The following is a 15,558-nucleotide window of genomic DNA, read 5'->3' as shown; positions in this document are numbered from 1 at the left end:
TCCCCCAACGGGTTCAGGCAAGACAAGGTCTGCCTAACCACGCCGCGTCCGCGCGCAACAGACACCGAGGAGATGCTCGATGCTCAAATTCTATTTCAACGGATCGCCGAATCCGACCAAGGTCGCGCTGTTTCTGGAGGAGTCCGGACTGGCCTTCGAGCCGGTCAAGATCGACACCCGCAAGGGCGAGCAGTTCGCGCCCGAATTTCTCAAGATCAATCCGAACGGCAAGGTGCCGGCCATCGACGACAACGGCACCATCGTGTTCGACTCGAACGCCATCCTGCTCTATCTCGCCGAGAAGACCGGCAAATTCCTGCCTTCGAACCGCGCCGAATTGCTGTCCTGGCTGATGTTCGTGGCGACCGGCGTCGGGCCGTATTCGGGTCAGGCCGTCCACTTCAAGCATTTCGCGCCGAAGGACCAGAATCACGACTACGCTCATAATCGCTACCAGTACGAGACCGATCGCCACTACAGGATTCTCGACGGTCACCTCCAGGGCCGCCACTACATGGTCGGCGACAGCTATTCGATCGTCGACATGGCACTGTGGGGCTGGGCGCGGATGGTGCCGTTCAAGCTCGGCGATGACGCCTTTGCGCGATACCCGAACGTGAAGCGGCTCGTCGACGAGATCTCGGCGCGCCCCGCGGCGGCGCGCGCCATCGCCCTGAAGGACAAGTTCACCTTCAAGGCCGAGATGGACGACGAGGCGCGCAGCAACATGTTCAAGCACATGACGACCAAGGTGGCCTGATCGCGCCGCTCTTCGAGGCCACGCGCATGCGCGTGGCCTTTTGCGTTTGAGATTTCAGGCGGCGTGGACCGAGCTCAGGAACTTGGCCACTTCGAGCTTGAGGCGGTTGCTGTCGGCCGAGAGCGAGCGTGCCGCCGACAGCACCTGCGAGGACGCCGAGCCGGTCTCGGAAGCGCCGCGCTGCACGTCGCCGATGTTGGACGACACCAGCTGGGTGCCGTGGGCCGCCTGCTGGACGTTGCGCGAGATCTCCTGCGTCGCAGCGCCCTGCTGCTCCACGGCGGCGGCGACCGTCGACGAAATCTCCGACAGCCGCTCGATGGTGCCGCTGATCTCCTTGATCGAGCCGACCGACTCCTCCGTCGCGGCCTGTATGCCGGAGACCTGCTGGGCGATCTCGCCGGTGGCCTTCGCAGTCTGCTCGGCCAGCGCCTTGACCTCGGAGGCGACCACCGCAAAGCCGCGGCCGGCTTCGCCCGCACGTGCCGCCTCGATGGTGGCGTTCAGCGCCAGCAGGTTGGTCTGGCCGGCGATGGTGCTGATCAGCTCGACCACGTCACCGATCCGCGCGGCGGCCTTCGAGAGCGCGCCAACGCGCTCGTTGGTCCGGCTCGCCTGACCGACGGCCTCGGTGGCGATGCGGGCGGATTCCTGCACCTGGCGGGCAATCTCGGAGACCGAGGAGGAGAGTTCCTCGGTCGCCGAGGCGACCGCCTGCACATTGGCCGAGGCCTCCTGCGAGGCGCTGGCGACCTCCGTCGACAGGTCCTGGGCGCACGCCGCGGTGGTGGTCAGAGTACCTGCGGAGGCTTCGAGCTCGCTCGACGCCGACGACACCGTGTTGACGATCTCACCGACCGCCTGCTCGAACTGATCGGCAAGCCTGGCCATGTCTTTCTTGCGGTTCTCGGCCTGCCGCGCCTCGAGCTCGGCCTGCTCGGAGCGCATGCGCTCGGTCTCGATCATGTTGTCCTTGAACACCTGGATCGCCTTGGCCATGTCGCCGATCTCGTCGGCCCTGCCGCGGCCGGGAATCTCGACATCGAGATTGCCGCCGGCAAGCCGCCCCATCGCGCCTGTCATCGAGGTCAGGGGACCGACGATGCTGCGGGCGATCAGGAAGGCGACGATGCCGCCGAACAAAATGGCGAGGCCGCCGGCGACCTCCTGAACGGTCGTCGTGCCGGCGATCACAGCCTCGGCATTGCTGCGCGAGTCCTGGTAGTCCTTTTTCAGGGTCGTTTCCACAACCTTGAGCTTGCCGATGCTGTCGACGATGAGAGGCGCGAGGTTCTTATGGTAGATTTCGTCGGCCTGAAGCATCGCTGCGGAGGTCGTCTCGAACGCCGATTTGTAGATTCCGAGCGAGGTCTTCACCGGCGCCAGCGTGGCTCGCAACTCCGTCGCCTGCGGGCTCTTTTCGAGTGCCGCAAGCCGTTGCGCTGCCCTGTCGACGCTCGCCCTGAAGGTCGTAGGGCCCTGCGTATCGCGAAGGGCCAGAAACCGCCAGTTTGCGATCCTCACGAGCAGGATTCGCGATTCGAGATCGGCGACGAGGGCCGCGGTGTCTTCGTCGACAGCGGCGCGCGCCACGTCGACGAGCTTGCCCGTCTTGACGGCCAGATCCTCCCCGCTCGGCAGCAGCGTCGCCTTGCCCGTTCTCGCCTCGTTGACGGCGTCGCCGAGATTGTCACGCAGGCGTCGCATTTTGGCGATGTCGTCGATGAGGCCGTTGTAGAGCGCTCGCCGCTCCTCGGAGGCCGTCCCCTTCGCGCCGACCCGCAGCAGCTCGGTCGCCGCGGTCTCCCGCTCCGCCGCTTCCTTCATCGCGGGCTCGTTGGCATCGTAGACGTAGCGCAGGTTGGCCCGCTGGATCGCCTGGAGATGCGCCGATATTTCCAGCACCCGCGCCGTGCTGTCCGAGAGGGCGGATTGTCTTGCGACCTGATCCTGCACATCCCGCAAATTCCAGACGGCAACCACCGCCATCACGAGACCGACCGCCACCAGGGCCATGAAGCCTGCGTACAGGCGTCCCCTGATCCGCAAACGAAATTTCGGCATTCCCACTGTCCACCCAGATGCATTTCACTTCGAGCGGCCGAGCAATTCCGGCGATCGTCGCCGGCCACCCCCGCAGCCGCGCGTCGCATCCTCGCGACCCACGCTGCACCGCGGTACAATGGAGGACACTCGTTAATTGAACCTTCAAATCTTTCGCGCGATCGAGATCGGCCGGCACGAAATCTGCTGTTTTTGTCGGCAGCTATGCAAAGTTCGCGCGCGAATGCGCAGCGTCATGCAGAGCGCTGCATGCGAACGCTCACGAGGCGCCGGCCTTCTGCAATTTGTCGAGTGCATGCTCGACCACTTCCAGCGTGTAGGGCTTCTGGACCACCGGCGCCGACGCCAGTTGCCCGGGGATCGGCGCACGCTCGCCATAGCCGGTCGCGAAGATGAAGGGCACCCCGATCTCCTTGAGCTTCTGAGCCACCTTGATGCTGCTCTCGCTGCCGAGGTTGAGATCGAGCAGGGCAAAGCTCGGCCGTGTGCGCTCGATCGAGCGCAGCGCCTGGTCGACGGTTGCGGCAGTGTCGACGTGGCGGGCGCCGAGATCGAGCAGGATGACCTCCGCCGCCATGGCGATGATCAGATTGTCCTCGACGATCAATGCCGTGTCGGAAATCCTGGGTCGGGCGGACTGCTGCTCCTCTACGCGCATGGCGGCTCCTGCGATGGACGGGACCAATTCGACGAAATTGGGGGGAATCACGAACTTTGCCTGCACGCCCAGGAGGTCGAAGCGGATCTCGGCATCGCCCTTGAGGTCGAACGGCACCGATCGCTCGATGATCGTCGTGCCGAAGCCGCGCCGCGACGGCGGCTGCACCGGCGGACCACCGCTCTCCTTCCATTCGATGACGAGGCTGGAGGACGGATCGAGGCGCCAGACCACCTCGACACTGCCGGTGGAATCGGCAAGTGCGCCGTATTTGGCGGAATTGGTCATCATCTCGTGCACGACCAGAGCCAGCGTGGCGAACGCCTTGGGATCCAGTGTGACGTCCGGACCGCCCATCTTCACCCGTCCCGCGCGCGCGCCGAGATAGGCGCCGGCCTCGGACTCGACCAGGGTGCGGAGCGCGACCGGGGCCCAGTTCAGGTTTGTGATCTGATCGTGGGCCCGCGCCAGAGCCTGGATGCGGCCGCCGAGCACGCCGGCGAACTCCTCGACGCTGGTCGCGGTGTCTTTGCTCTGCGCCACCAGGGCTCGCACGAGGCTCAGGATGTTGCGGACGCGGTGATTGAGCTCGGCGATCATCAATTCCTGCCGCTCCTGCGCCCCGCGGCGCTCGCGTGCGGCGAGGTCGGACAGTTGCAGGATCACCTCGAGCAGCGTGACGCGCAGGCTCTCGGCGATGCGGATGTCAGCCGCCGACCACGGCTTCGACTGCCCCGCCACCGTCTCCTGCCAGAGCTCGAAGCTCTTGCGCGGCGTCAGTCGAGGACCATTGGGACCTTCGTCGTACACCTTGTTGGGATCCCCGGCCCATTTTACGGCCTGCAGGACCTCGCGCCGGAAGAAGATCAGACAATCGCGCGGAGTGCGCGAGATCGGGATGGCGAGAAAGCCCGCCGCGCGGTCACGGAAGGCCTGGCCGGCGGCGTAGACCTGAGCGATCTGGCCGCTGGCGAAAATTCGGCCCGGCGAGGTCCGGTTGATGAAAGCCACCAGGTCCTTGACCTCGTCCTCGGTGGGCGTCTCGCCCTGGAGCGTGATCTTGTTGTCGGACCAAACCGCGACGCCGTCGCATTCGATCATCTTCTGGTAATCGCCGACGAAATCGACGATCGCTCGCCGGCTATGCTCGTGCGACGCGGCGGTTTCGATCAGCCGTTCCTGGATCTGGTGAGCACGGGCCTCGTAGCCAACATCGCGCTCGCGCTCGCGCCCCTCCACGATCCACGAGAACATCTGCCCGAACAGCTCGGACGCGGTGCGCCTGTCGAACGAAATATACCGCGGCGAATAGTGATGGCAGGCAAACAGACCCCACAGCTTGCCGTCGCGCAGGATCGACACCGACATGGAGGCCGCAACGCCCATGTTGCGCAGATATTCGATGTGGATCGGCGAGACCGAGCGTAACACGCTCATCGAAAGATCGAGCAGCCCTGCGTTGTGCGTAGCCGTCGACACCAGCGCGGCCGGCCCGGCATTGACGTCGGCGATGATGCGCAGCCAGTTGCGCTGATAGAGGGCCCGCGCCTGCCTCGGAATGTCCGATGCAGGATAACGCAGGCCGAGGAAGGATTCCAGTTGCGCCTCCGCGGTCTCGGCGATCACCTCGCCCGATCCGTCCGGATGAAACTGATAGACCATGACCCGGTCGAACCCGGTCAGCACCTTGAGCTGGCGCGCCGCCTCCCGCGCCAGATCAGCCATGCCGCGCGTCTTGCGTATCCTCTCGAGCATCAAGCGCACGAGTTCGCCCGAATTGACGCCGGGCTCGTGCGCGCTCGGCTCCGCCTCGATGATCAGATAGACGCCGGAAAGATGTATCGAAAGATCGAAGGGCGGCTTGCCTGGCTGCAGCTCCACGCCGAACAGGCGTTCGGTCGCATCCGGGCCGCCGAGATGATCAACGCGTCCGCGGATCGTTTCGACCGCCGTCGCAGAGACGACGCTCGACAGCGGCTGCTGGAGCAGGTCGGCAACATCCGTCCCAAGGAAGTTCCCTACGTTGTCCGACGCCATGCAGACCGTGAAATCCGACAGCACAGCCAGCAGGAAGCCAAACGGCTGCACGCTGCCGGGAATGTGGATCGGCTCGCGGTCGCAATTGGTGAGATTGACCGCCTCGTTCATGCGCGGTCCGCCGCCTGCTCGAATGCGGCGAAGGCAATGCGAGCGGAATCGATGATCTCGTCCTCGTCACCTAGCTCTTCGCTTGCGAGCTTCACCAGAAAACTCTGCCAGAGCCGCTTGCCCGCGCCATGGCGGAGATATGTGGTGGCTTCACTGATGCGCGGATCGCCCGCATCCGCGACTGTCTTCAACAGGAACTTCGCGCCGAGCCGCGAGCCCTCCAGCACATACATCGTGCCCAGCACCCCGCTGCGCGTCAGCCGCGGCACCGACACTGTCGACGCCGCGCGCGTGCCGAGGCGTCCGAGATCAACCGCAATCGCAGCGCTGCGCGACCGTTCGGGCCAGTCCGGAAACATGCGCTCCACGCCGGCCTCGACGAGCGCGGCTTCGAGCGGAAGAAGAGCTCCGGCGCTGGCCTGAAGAAAGCGGCGATAGCCGGCCAGCCCGCCGAGATCGAATGCGGAAAGCTGGGTGTCGAGCACGCGGTGCGCAGCCGAGGTCGCATCTTTCAGTCGTTCGCGGAGTCCGGAGAAGCTGCGGCCCACCTGTGTTGAAACGTGCGAAGCCCCAGCGAGCATGAAATTCCCGGAAATGCAGGTTGCCGGGGCGCGATCGCTCCCGAGCCGGGGGAACGCCGGCGCAAACCGAAGGTTCCTCCGGGTCCGGAAGAAATAGAGGCCGCCTCCCCTCTATTTCCGCCGGACAGGCTTTCTCAGCTCGTACTCGATCTCCGACCGCGTCATTCCGCAATCCAGAAGCTCCCGCTCGCTCATGGCGGCGAGCTGGCAGCGTATCCGCGCGCGCTCGCGCCGGAGCCGGACGATCTCCGCCAGCTTTCGCCAGACCCGGACGCCCCTCGCAGACCGGAACGAAGGGCGCCAGCCGGCAGACCAGATGGTGCTCAAACCGCTAGCCCGCGGCTCTCGCGACCGTTTGTGGAAACGGACCGAGCGCCCTCTCGGTCAGGATCGAGTCGCAGTACTCGCGGATCTCCTTGATCTTGCCGTCCGCGAGGCGAAACACCAGGCAATAGTCGTTGTCGTAGCGCACGCCTTCGGGCGTGACGTTGTCGCCCTTGGCTTCCACGACGACGATGTCCCCGTCGGCGATGAAGCGGTGAGCGATTGTCCGCGTCCGGTCGCGCAGGCGCGTCCGCACATAGCCGTGCAGGTCGGTGAGGATCGCCTCCTTGCCTGAAAAGGTGCGGGACCAGGAATACTGCCCGGTCACGACCCATTTGGCGTCGTCGGCGAGGCTGGCGGTGAACAGGGCGCGATCGCGCGCGGCCGGATCGGGATTGGCGGCGGCGGCGAAAATGTCCTGCATCAGTTTCTTGTTGGCGGCAGCGCTCATGGCGGCATCTCCGTGGTGTGACATCGCGAAGATCATCACCGGCAGATCAGCATTCTTCAAATCGATAGTGAATATGATATATATTCACCTTATGAATTTGAATTCGCTTGACCTCAATCTGCTGACCGCGCTCGATGCGCTGCTGCGCGAGGCCAACGTCAGCCGCGCCGCGCTGCGGCTCGGGCTGTAGAGCTGGCCCCGGTTGTTTGGACAGCGCCCCGCTGGATTTAAGTGGATTCCTGCCGGGTTATGCTGAACGCGGGGCTTTACGGTTTTGTCGTTGCGTCGGGAGGGCGTAGCCCGACCAGAGCGACGACAAAACCGTCGGCGACGGTCATGCGGCCATCACCATAGCTTGCGTGCCGAAGTAAGCCTCGTCGGGCGTGCGCCCGTCAAGGCTCGAGTGAGGGCGTCCCTGATTGTAGAAGGCCAGATACTTGGCAATTGACGCTCGCGCCTCGGACACGCTGTCGTAGGCGCGGAGATATACTTCTTCGTATTTGACCGTGCGCCAGAGCCGCTCGACAAACACGTTGTCGCGCCAGGCGCCCTTGCCGTCCATGCTGATGGCGATCTTCGCGTCCAGCAGCACATCGGTGAACTCGAGGCTGGTGAACTGGCTGCCCTGATCCGTGTTGAAAATCTCGGGCCTGCCGTGCTTCGCCAACGCCTCCTGGACCGCTTCGACGCAGAAGGCCGCCTCCATTGTGATCGAGACGCGATGGGCCAGGACCCGTCGGCTGAACACATCGACGACCGCCGCGAGATAGACGAAGCCACGCCGCATCGGAATGTAGGTGATGTCCATTGCCCACGCATGGTCGGGCCGCTCGATCTTCAATCCGCGCAACAGGTACGGGTAGATCTTGTGACCCGGAGCCGGCTTGCTCGTGTTCGGGCGACGATAGACCGCCTCGATCCCCATGCGCTTCATCAGCGTCGCGATGTGGCGGCGACCGGCGTATACGCCCTCCCGCCGCAGCAACGATCGCAGCATACGCGCTCCCGCGAAGGGATAATCGAGATGCAGCTCATCGAGCCGACGCATCAAGGCAAGGTCCTCGGCCGAAACTGGCCGAGGTTCATAGTAGACCGTGCTGCGAGCCAGCTTCAGGACCTTCGCCTGGCGCACGATAGAAAGATCATGATCGCGGTCGATCATCGCTTTGCGCTCAGCAGGCCCGCCTTGGTGAGCGCGCCGGACACAAAATCGTTTTCCAACGCCAGCTCGCCGATCTTGGCATGTAACGCCTTCAAATCGACCGGCGTCTCGGCCGATGTCTTGTCATGCCCAAACACGCCGGCGGCGCCTTCCAGGAGCTGGTTTTTCCAGATCGTGATCTGGTTCGGATGAACATCAAACAGTTGCGCCAGCTCCGCCAGTGTCTTGTCGCCTTTGACCGCAGCCAAAGCAACCTTCGCCTTGAATGCCGGAGAATGCGTCCGGCGGCTCTTCTTCGTCATCTTCGCTCCTGATTCGCAGCAAGAATCCTCGCCGCTGTCAGGCAGAAAATCCACTCAAGCTACTGTCCGAATTTGCGGGGCCAGCTCTCTGTCGCAGCCGGCGGCGAGCCATGCGCTCCAGCGTCTGCGCGACATTTTTGGCGATCCGCTGCTGGTACGCACCGGCGCGCGGATGGAGCTGACGCCACGGGCCCTGGCGCTCCGCGCCCCGCTGGCGCAGGCGCTGGATCAGGTGCGCGGGCTGTTCGTGCCCGACGATTTCGACGCCGCGCGCAGCGAGCGGCAATTCCGCCTGATGATGCCCGATCTCGCGGTCGAGCTGTTGATGCCGCGCTTCATGGAGAAGGTGACGCAGGCCGCGCCCAACGTCCGCATCGACGTCGTGCCGTGGCGGGGATCGGCGATCTTCCATGCCGAATTCGCCCGCACCATCGATCTCGTGATCTCGATCGGAAACGCCTTCAAGGGCTTTCATCGCCAGCTGCTCTATACCGACAGCGACGCATTGGCGGTGCGGCGCGGCCATCCGATAGGCGCGAAGCTGAAGCGGCGCGAGACGTTCCTGGCTGCGCGCCATGTCGGCGTGATCATCCGCGGCGGTGCCGAGGACCTGATCGACCCCTGGCTGCGAGCCAAGGGCATCGAGCGGCATATCTCGCTGGTGGTGTCAGGCTATCTCGAAGCGCTGCACGTCGCCGCCCGCACTGACCTCGTCGCCTTCGTGCCGCGCCGGCTGATCGCGGCGCTGTCGAAGCAGCTCGGCCTCGTCACGGTGACGCCGCCGCTCGATCCCGGGATCGACGAGCAGTTCATGTTCCATCCGACCCGCGCGCAGATGGACCCCGGCTCGATCTGGCTGCGAAGGCTGATGCTGGAGACCGGGCGGGAGTTGGAGAAGCGGCGCGCTGGTTAGGATGCCCTCACCAAATACGGTGTCGTCCCGGACAAGCGCGCGCCGATCCGGGACCTCTGTGCGAGCGCTTGCGCTCGTCGCGATAGCCCCAGGACGTGCTTTGGTGAAGACTGGTCGTTCGGTACTGCTACCGAGTACAATCGATAGATTCCACGGTATGGGTCCCGGGTCTGCGCTTCCGCTTGCCCGGGACGACACCGAGATTTGCTACGCCTTCTGTGCCGCCATCACCTTGCTCACCGCGGGGCGGTCGGACATGCGCTTGAAGTGATCGGCGATCTTCGGCGTCGCATTGATGTCGACGCTGTCGCCTTCGAGCCAGGTCGAGAGCGTGTAGAGGTAGGGATCGCAGATCGTGAACTGATCGCCCATGACCCAGGGTCCCCGAAACATCTTCTGCTCGATGAGCTTGAAGCAGGCCGCCATGGTCTTCGGGACCATCGCCTTCATGTCGGCGAACGAGCTCTCCTGCGTCGCCCAGCGCGCGCCGCGCATCTTGTGGGCGTGGTTGATGTGCACGGTCGAGCAGAGATAGGAGTTGAACGACTGCACCTCGGCGAAGTCGAAGGGATCGTCGAGCGGTGCGAGCTTCGCCTTGGGGAAGGTCTGCGCGATGTAGGCCAGCATCGCCGGCGTCTCGGTCAGGACGCCGCGGTCGGTGACCAGCGCCGGCACGCGGCCCTTCGGGTTGATCGCGAGATAATCCGGGCTGTTCTGCTGGTTGTCCTTGAAGCTCAGCCGTTCGGCCGTGTAGTCGGCACCGGCTTCTTCCAGGGTGATGTAGGTGGCGAGCGCGCATGTGCCGGTGGCGTAGTAGAGCTTGAGCATGTCGGACCTCATGGGAAAGCCGAAAACTAACGACTGTCGGGCCCGACGTCCATAGCACAACATGCTCTTCGCAGTTGCCCACCGCCATCCGGCTGTGCCAAGACGCCTGCGACAGGGAGGGGTTTCTCATGACGGTACTCATCGCCGGTGGCGGCATCGGCGGGCTGACACTTGCGCTCAGCCTGCACGGAATCGGCGTTCCCGCAAAAGTGTTCGAGAGCGTCGCGGAACTGAAGCCGCTCGGCGTCGGCATCAACGTGCTGCCGCATGCGGTGCGCGAGCTGATCGAGCTCGGCTTGATGGACAAGTTGGACGCCAGCGGCGTGCGGACGCGCGAGCTCGCCTATTTCTCCAAGCACGGCAAGCCGATCTGGAGCGAGCCGCGCGGACTGGAGGCCGGGTACAAATGGCCGCAATTCTCGATCCACCGCGGCACGCTGCAGCAGCTCCTGCTCGACGCAGCGATCGAGCGGCTCGGCCGCGACAACATCCTCACCAGCCACCATCTGACCGGCTGGACCGAGACGGCGGACGGCGTGCGCGCCGAATTCATCGACAAGGCGACCGGCAAAGCCGCCGGGACCTACGACGGCGCGATTCTGATCGCCGCCGACGGCATCCATTCCGCCGTGCGCGAAAAGCTCTATCCGGGCGAAGGCCCGCCGATCTGGAACGGCCGCATCCTCTGGCGCGGCGTGACGCCCGCGAAGGCTTTCCTCAGCGGCCGCACCATGATCATGGCGGGGCACGAGATCCTGAAATTCGTCTGCTATCCGATCAGCAAGGCGCCGGATCCGGCAGGCAACTATCAGATCAACTGGGTCGCCGAGCGGCACATGCCCCCGACCTATCAGTGGCGGCGCGAGGACTATAACCGCACCGCGCGGCTGGAAGAGTTTTTGCCCTGGTTCGAAAGCTGGAAGTTCGACTGGCTCGACGTGCCCGGCCTGATCAAGAACTGCCCGCACGCCTATGAATATCCGCTGGTCGACCGTGATCCGGTGTCGCGGTGGACCTTCGGCCGCGTCACGCTGATGGGCGATGCCGCGCATCCGATGTACCCGATCGGCTCGAACGGCGCCTCGCAGGCGATCCTCGATGCCCGCGTCATCACCCGCGAGATTCTCGCGCATGGCCCGACGAGCGCCGCCCTGCTCGCCTATGAAGCCGAGCGGAGGCCCGCGACCACCGACCTCGTCCTGCTCAACCGCAAGAACGGCCCCGAGCAGGTGATGCAGCTCGTCGAAGAGCGCGCGCCCGACGGCTTTAAGGTCGTCACCGACGTCTTGTCCCAGCAGGAGCTGGAAGGCATCGCCGCGAACTACAAGCGCGTCGCGGGATTTCAGGTCGACGCGCTGAATGCGAAGCCGCCGATCGTGAGCAAGGACGCGCGGGCGAGTGCGTGAGCTTTCGCACGAGGCGAGATGCCCGTTGATGTGCCCTCGCCCCTTGCGGGAGAGGGCAGCGATGCCGGAAGACGCAGGCTCACTCGGGTGAGGGGTATCTCTCCGCGAGTCCAACTTGCAGTTTAGACTCGCGGAGAGAAACCCCTCACGCCACCTTCTCCCACAAGGGGAAAACGAAGAGCAGTGCGCAACACTAAACTATTTGCCCACCACCCTCGCCGCCTCCAGCAGCCGCTCGCTCGCGCTGGCCGTCGCCAGCACGGTGCCGTCCTCCGCTATCAGCTTCGCCTCGACAAACGCAATCGTCTTGCCGAGCTGCGTCACCTTCGCTTCACCGATGATCGGACCGGGCCTGGCCGGGGCCAGAAAGTTCACGGTCATGCTGATCGTGGTGGTGTAGAGCCGGCCCTCGCTCATCACCAGCACGGCCGGGCCCATCGTGTCGTCGAGCATGGCCGAGAGCATGCCGCCCTGGATGAAACCCGCGGGGTTGCAGAACTCCGGCTTGCCTTCGAAACCGAGCTTGATCCAGCCCTCCTGCGGGCGGGCATCGAGCAGACGCCATCCCAGCAGTTCGGCACAGGGTGGTCTTCGGAAATTGTCGAGCGCGGTCTTGACCATGCGAGATCTCCTGTTGCCCGCTGGTAGCGCAAGGCTGCTGACAGCCTGTTGTCAGCAGGATGGATCCTAAAGCGCGATGCGATTAGGATGAATCGTCATCGCGCTTTAGGTTGTTGTTTAAGCATGATCTTTTCGGAAAACCGCTGCACACTTTTCCGGATCATGCTCTAGAAACCCAATCCATGCGCGATGACCTTGCGCATGACGTTGGGCAGCGCTTCGTCGGCCAGGGTTGCGATCGGCACCCAGCGCATGCCCTCGGGCGCGCGGGTGCGGGCTTCCACCTTCGCGGTGTAGACCACCAGCTCCAGCGGAAAATGCGTGAAGACGTGGGTGACGACGCCCACCTTGCGCTGCCAGCGCGACAGCCCCTTCAGCTCCGGCGCCTGCTGCTTCGCCGCCGCATCGTCCTGGCCGGCGAGCCAGTCCGAGCCCGGCACTTCCGTCATGCCGCCGAGCAGCCCCTTGTCGGGCCTTGAGCGGACGAGCAGCTCGTCGCCGCGCGTGACCACGAAAGCCGCCCCCCGCCGCAACGTCCCGCTCTTCTTCGGCGCCTTGCGCGGGAACGTTTCCTGGGTGCCGCGCGCGCGCGCCATGCAATCCTCGCTCAGCGGGCACAGCGAGCAGGCCGGCTTCTTCGGCGTGCAGATCGAGGCGCCAAGATCCATCAGCGCCTGCGCGCTGTCCCCCGCGCGAGACGTCTCGTCGCCGGCGCAGGAATCCGCCAGCAGCGTCGCGGCCAGCTGCTGGATCAGCGGCTTGGCCTGCGGCAGCTCCTCCTCGACCGCGAACAGGCGCGACACCACCCGCTCGATATTGCCGTCGACCGGCATGGTGCGGCGGTCGAAGGCGATCGCGGCGATCGCCGCCGCCGTGTAGGGCCCGATTCCCGGCAGCGCGCGCAAGCCCTCTTCCGTATCGGGAAAGACGCCGTCATGCTCGCGCGTCACCGCGACCGCGCAAGCATGGAGGTTTCGTGCGCGCGAGTAATAGCCGAGCCCGGCCCACATCCGTAGCACGTCGTCCAGGGAAGCCCGGCCCAGCGCCGTGACATCCGGCCAGCGCGCGACGAATTTCTCGAAATAGGGGCCGACCGCCTTCACGGTAGTCTGCTGAAGCATGATCTCGGACAGCCAGACGCGATAGGGGTCCGATGTCTCACCGGGAGCCGCGCGCCAGGGCAGGCGGCGGCGGTGGCGGTCGTACCAGGCGAGCAGCAATGCAGGGCGAGCCGGCGAGCTCGCCGTCGCGCTCCGTTCCTTTTTGCGCGCGGTCGGGGAGGACATTCGCCTTTACTAAAGGAGGATTCCGCCTGTGGCCAGCGAGACCCGACCGTTGCGGACTATAACGCCTTGCGTTATACACAATCATGATCCAGAGCTTCGCCAACTCCGAGACAGAGTCGATCTGGTCCGGGCGGCGAAGTCGAAAATTGCCGCCTGACATTCAAAACGCTGCCTTGCGAAAACTGCGCTTGCTGAATCAAGCGCGGGTGCTGGCCGATCTCAGGGTTCCCCCGGGCAACCGGTGCGAAGCCCTGAAAGCCGACCGCCAAGGTCAGCATTCGATCCGGATCAACGATCAGTGGCGCATCTGTTTTGTATGGGATGCCGGAGGACCGAGAGATGTCGAAATCGTCGACTACCACGCCTAGGAACGGGCTGCTCCGCAATCCCCATCCGGGCGAGATCCTGCTGGAGGAGTTCCTGAAACCGATGGATCTCAGCCAGAACGCGCTGGCGCGCGCCGTTCGCGTGCCGCCGCGGCGGATCAACGAGATTGTCCTCGGCAAACGCGACATCACCGCGGACACCGACCTGCGGCTCGCCCGCTATTTCGGTCTGTCGGAGGGCTTTTTCCTGGGGCTCCAGATGGATTACGACCTGATGCAGCGACGGCGCGAGATCGACCGCGACCTCAAGGCCATCCGGCCCCGCGCGGCAGCCTAGTCTGGTCCCATGTCCAAATTCCCTCCCAAGCCCGGTCCCATCAGCGCCAAGCCGCTCGGCATCCTCGTCGACGACGTCTTCGCCGAGGCCTATGCCAAGCAGGGTTTTGCCGCGCGCGAGCTGGTGACGCGGTGGGCGCAGATCGCGGGGCCGGAGATCGCGGCCCATGCCGAGCCGCTCAAGATGCAATGGCCGCGCCCGGTGGAGGGCCAGCCGCAGGAGCCGGCGGTCCTGGTGCTGAGGGTCGAGGGACCGATGGCGCTGGAGATCCAGCACTCCGCCGATGTCATCCTGGAGCGGGTCAACCGTTTCTTCGGCTGGAACGCGGTCGGCAAGCTCGCCTTCCGCCAGGCTCCTCTGTCGCGCGCCCGGCGCCGGGTGCGGCCCGGCCCGCCCGACCCCAAGAGCGTCGCCAAGGTGGCGGAGAGCCTGGGCGGCATTGAAGATGACGAGCTCAAGTCGGCGCTGGCCCGGCTCGGGGCCGCCATCAAGCGAAATTGAGCCTCATTCCGCCGCCAAACTGGACCCGTCCGTGCGGCTCGCCATTGCCTCAATCGACGTTTCAAGCTAGCGACAGGCCGTCCGGGCGGGAACCTCGGACGAACCTTGCCAATCCCGGGAGCCGACCTTGATCATCACCCGCCGCGCCTTCACCACGATGCTGTCGCTGACCGGGCTTGCCGCGCTCACCGGGCTCTCGCCGCTGCGGTTCGTCTCGGAAGCCATGATCCCTGAAGCCACGGCGCAATCGGCCGCCGATGTGGCCAAGCCCGTGTCCCTGCCCGACATGGCGCTCGGGCCGAACGATGCCGCGGTCACCATCACCGAATACGCCTCGATGACCTGCCCGCACTGTGCCGCCTTCAACGAGCAGGTGTTCCCGAAAATCAAGAAGGAATACATCGACACCGGCAAGGTGCGTTACATCTTCCGCGAGTTCCCGCTCGACATCAAAGCCGCCGCCGGATCGATGCTGTCGCGCTGCATCGCCAATGGCGACGCGCCGAAATATTTCGCGGTCACCGACATGCTGTTCCGCCAGCAGAACGACTGGGTGTTGAAGAACACCACGGAGACCTTGACGCGGATCGGCAAGCAGGCCGGCCTCACCCAGCAGCAGGTCGAGGCCTGCCTGAAGGACCAGGCGCTGCTCGACAAGATCGCCGCCGACCAGAAATATGCCAGCGACGTGCTGAAGGTCGATTCGACGCCGACCTTCTTCATCAACGGCGAGAAGATCAAGGGCGAGGCCTCGTTCGAGGAATTCGCCAAGAAGATCAATCCGCTGCTCAAGAGCTGATTCGCACGCGACAATCCTGATTCTCGCATCTGGAGCCGCATCCTTCCCGGCACAAATCCCTTGGGAAAAGCGGCTTTCGCTGGTTGCCCTC

Annotated in this window: 15 protein-coding genes and 2 pseudogenes; 8 read left to right on the top strand and 9 right to left on the bottom strand. The window is 64.7% G+C overall.

All coding sequences use genetic code 11. The features are described 5' to 3' along the window. Window positions 1-79 precede the first annotated feature (79 nt). Window positions 80-760 (top strand): glutathione S-transferase family protein, encoded by a 681-nt coding sequence (locus ABIF91_RS26030; RefSeq protein WP_028181249.1) that lies wholly within the window; start codon window positions 80-82, stop codon window positions 758-760. Window positions 761-814: 54 nt separating this feature from the next. Here the strand turns inward: ABIF91_RS26030 and ABIF91_RS26025 are convergent, their stop codons facing one another. The 5 genes from ABIF91_RS26025 to ABIF91_RS26005 form a co-directional block, all read right to left on the bottom strand. Continuing rightward, window positions 815-2,824: a methyl-accepting chemotaxis protein gene (locus tag ABIF91_RS26025; protein WP_028181250.1), complete on the bottom strand. Its 2,010-nt coding sequence runs from the start codon at window positions 2,822-2,824 to the stop codon at window positions 815-817. 259 nt (window positions 2,825-3,083) lie between these two features. Continuing rightward, window positions 3,084-5,630 (bottom strand): HWE histidine kinase domain-containing protein, encoded by a 2,547-nt coding sequence (locus ABIF91_RS26020; protein WP_028181251.1) that lies wholly within the window; start codon window positions 5,628-5,630, stop codon window positions 3,084-3,086. Beyond that, entirely contained in the window at window positions 5,627-6,211 is a 585-nt protein-coding gene (locus tag ABIF91_RS26015) for a biliverdin-producing heme oxygenase (protein WP_028181252.1), read from the bottom strand. Before ABIF91_RS26015 ends, ABIF91_RS26020 begins: the two co-directional genes overlap by 4 nt. Before the next feature lie 111 nt (window positions 6,212-6,322). Next, window positions 6,323-6,538, bottom strand: a complete 216-nt coding sequence (locus ABIF91_RS26010) for a DUF1127 domain-containing protein (protein ID WP_035673622.1) — start codon at window positions 6,536-6,538, stop codon at window positions 6,323-6,325. Window positions 6,539-6,542: 4 nt separating this feature from the next. Continuing rightward, complete coding sequence (locus ABIF91_RS26005) at window positions 6,543-6,986, bottom strand: nuclear transport factor 2 family protein (RefSeq protein ID WP_028181253.1); 444 nt, start codon at window positions 6,984-6,986, stop codon at window positions 6,543-6,545. Window positions 6,987-7,077: 91 nt separating this feature from the next. On the opposite strand from ABIF91_RS26005, the pseudogene ABIF91_RS26000 reads away from it, so the two are divergent. After that, window positions 7,078-7,173: pseudogene (locus ABIF91_RS26000) on the top strand (LysR family transcriptional regulator); the annotation flags it as partial. Between the two features lie 147 nt (window positions 7,174-7,320). Here ABIF91_RS26000 and ABIF91_RS25995 read toward each other — a convergent pair. After that, window positions 7,321-8,450, bottom strand: a protein-coding gene (locus ABIF91_RS25995; protein ID WP_424578686.1) for an IS3-like element ISRj2 family transposase whose coding sequence is annotated in 2 segments (ribosomal slippage) — window positions 7,321-8,192 and window positions 8,192-8,450 — 1,131 coding nt in all. Because the reading frame shifts where the segments join, the coding sequence is not laid out codon by codon here. Window positions 8,451-8,535: 85 nt separating this feature from the next. On the opposite strand from ABIF91_RS25995, the pseudogene ABIF91_RS25990 reads away from it, so the two are divergent. Beyond that, window positions 8,536-9,363 (top strand): annotated as a pseudogene (locus ABIF91_RS25990) (LysR family transcriptional regulator); the annotation flags it as partial. Window positions 9,364-9,570: 207 nt separating this feature from the next. Here ABIF91_RS25990 and ABIF91_RS25985 read toward each other — a convergent pair. Further along, window positions 9,571-10,191, bottom strand: a complete 621-nt coding sequence (locus ABIF91_RS25985) for a glutathione S-transferase family protein (protein WP_028179401.1) — start codon at window positions 10,189-10,191, stop codon at window positions 9,571-9,573. A 128-nt stretch (window positions 10,192-10,319) separates the two neighbouring features. Here ABIF91_RS25985 and ABIF91_RS25980 point away from each other — a divergent pair, with 128 nt between their 5' ends. Further along, complete coding sequence (locus ABIF91_RS25980; protein ID WP_028179400.1) at window positions 10,320-11,597, top strand: flavin-dependent oxidoreductase; 1,278 nt, start codon at window positions 10,320-10,322, stop codon at window positions 11,595-11,597. Window positions 11,598-11,795: 198 nt separating this feature from the next. Here ABIF91_RS25980 and ABIF91_RS25975 read toward each other — a convergent pair whose 3' ends face one another. Both ABIF91_RS25975 and mutY read right to left on the bottom strand, forming a co-directional pair. Beyond that, window positions 11,796-12,218 (bottom strand): PaaI family thioesterase, encoded by a 423-nt coding sequence (locus tag ABIF91_RS25975; RefSeq protein WP_028179399.1) that lies wholly within the window; start codon window positions 12,216-12,218, stop codon window positions 11,796-11,798. A gap of 167 nt (window positions 12,219-12,385) precedes the next feature. After that, complete coding sequence (gene mutY / locus ABIF91_RS25970; RefSeq protein ID WP_028179398.1) at window positions 12,386-13,504, bottom strand: A/G-specific adenine glycosylase; 1,119 nt, start codon at window positions 13,502-13,504, stop codon at window positions 12,386-12,388. An 83-nt stretch (window positions 13,505-13,587) separates the two neighbouring features. Here mutY and ABIF91_RS25965 point away from each other — a divergent pair, with 83 nt between their 5' ends. From ABIF91_RS25965 to ABIF91_RS25950, 4 genes are all read left to right on the top strand, one after another. After that, window positions 13,588-13,872 carry a type II toxin-antitoxin system RelE/ParE family toxin gene (locus ABIF91_RS25965; protein WP_035676122.1) on the top strand — a complete coding sequence of 95 codons (285 nt, stop codon included), beginning with the start codon at window positions 13,588-13,590 and terminating at the stop codon, window positions 13,870-13,872. Then, window positions 13,844-14,167, top strand: a complete 324-nt coding sequence (locus tag ABIF91_RS25960; protein WP_028179397.1) for a HigA family addiction module antitoxin — start codon at window positions 13,844-13,846, stop codon at window positions 14,165-14,167. The genes ABIF91_RS25965 and ABIF91_RS25960 overlap by 29 nt, the downstream gene beginning before the upstream one ends. Before the next feature lie 9 nt (window positions 14,168-14,176). Then, the gene (locus tag ABIF91_RS25955; RefSeq protein WP_028179396.1) at window positions 14,177-14,668 is read left to right on the top strand and encodes a DUF721 domain-containing protein; all 492 of its coding nucleotides are present in this window, start codon (window positions 14,177-14,179) and stop codon (window positions 14,666-14,668) included. A 127-nt stretch (window positions 14,669-14,795) separates the two neighbouring features. Further along, a complete protein-coding gene (locus ABIF91_RS25950; RefSeq protein WP_028179395.1) occupies window positions 14,796-15,467 on the top strand; it encodes a DsbA family protein in 672 nt (223 codons plus the stop codon). Window positions 15,468-15,558 lie beyond the last annotated feature (91 nt).

This window comes from Bradyrhizobium sp. USDA 241, from assembly GCF_049739505.1.
In the GTDB taxonomy this organism is placed as follows: domain Bacteria; phylum Pseudomonadota; class Alphaproteobacteria; order Rhizobiales; family Xanthobacteraceae; genus Bradyrhizobium; species Bradyrhizobium liaoningense.
This window is presented reverse-complemented; position numbering and strand designations above follow the sequence as displayed.

What these genes read in the sequence shown, in the direction of transcription:
- ABIF91_RS26030 (WP_028181249.1), top strand. Translation starts at nt 80, where the DNA reads ATGCTCAAATTCTATTTCAACGGATCGCCGAATCCGACCAAGGTCGCG.
- ABIF91_RS26025 (WP_028181250.1), bottom strand. Translation starts at nt 2,824, where the DNA reads ATGCCGAAATTTCGTTTGCGGATCAGGGGACGCCTGTACGCAGGCTTC.
- ABIF91_RS26020 (WP_028181251.1), bottom strand. Translation starts at nt 5,630, where the DNA reads ATGAACGAGGCGGTCAATCTCACCAATTGCGACCGCGAGCCGATCCAC.
- ABIF91_RS26015 (WP_028181252.1), bottom strand. Translation starts at nt 6,211, where the DNA reads ATGCTCGCTGGGGCTTCGCACGTTTCAACACAGGTGGGCCGCAGCTTC.
- ABIF91_RS26005 (WP_028181253.1), bottom strand. Translation starts at nt 6,986, where the DNA reads ATGAGCGCTGCCGCCAACAAGAAACTGATGCAGGACATTTTCGCCGCC.
- ABIF91_RS25985 (WP_028179401.1), bottom strand. Translation starts at nt 10,191, where the DNA reads ATGCTCAAGCTCTACTACGCCACCGGCACATGCGCGCTCGCCACCTAC.
- ABIF91_RS25980 (WP_028179400.1), top strand. Translation starts at nt 10,320, where the DNA reads ATGACGGTACTCATCGCCGGTGGCGGCATCGGCGGGCTGACACTTGCG.
- ABIF91_RS25975 (WP_028179399.1), bottom strand. Translation starts at nt 12,218, where the DNA reads ATGGTCAAGACCGCGCTCGACAATTTCCGAAGACCACCCTGTGCCGAA.
- mutY (WP_028179398.1), bottom strand. Translation starts at nt 13,504, where the DNA reads ATGTCCTCCCCGACCGCGCGCAAAAAGGAACGGAGCGCGACGGCGAGC.
- ABIF91_RS25965 (WP_035676122.1), top strand. Translation starts at nt 13,588, where the DNA reads ATGATCCAGAGCTTCGCCAACTCCGAGACAGAGTCGATCTGGTCCGGG.
- ABIF91_RS25960 (WP_028179397.1), top strand. Translation starts at nt 13,844, where the DNA reads ATGTCGAAATCGTCGACTACCACGCCTAGGAACGGGCTGCTCCGCAAT.
- ABIF91_RS25955 (WP_028179396.1), top strand. Translation starts at nt 14,177, where the DNA reads ATGTCCAAATTCCCTCCCAAGCCCGGTCCCATCAGCGCCAAGCCGCTC.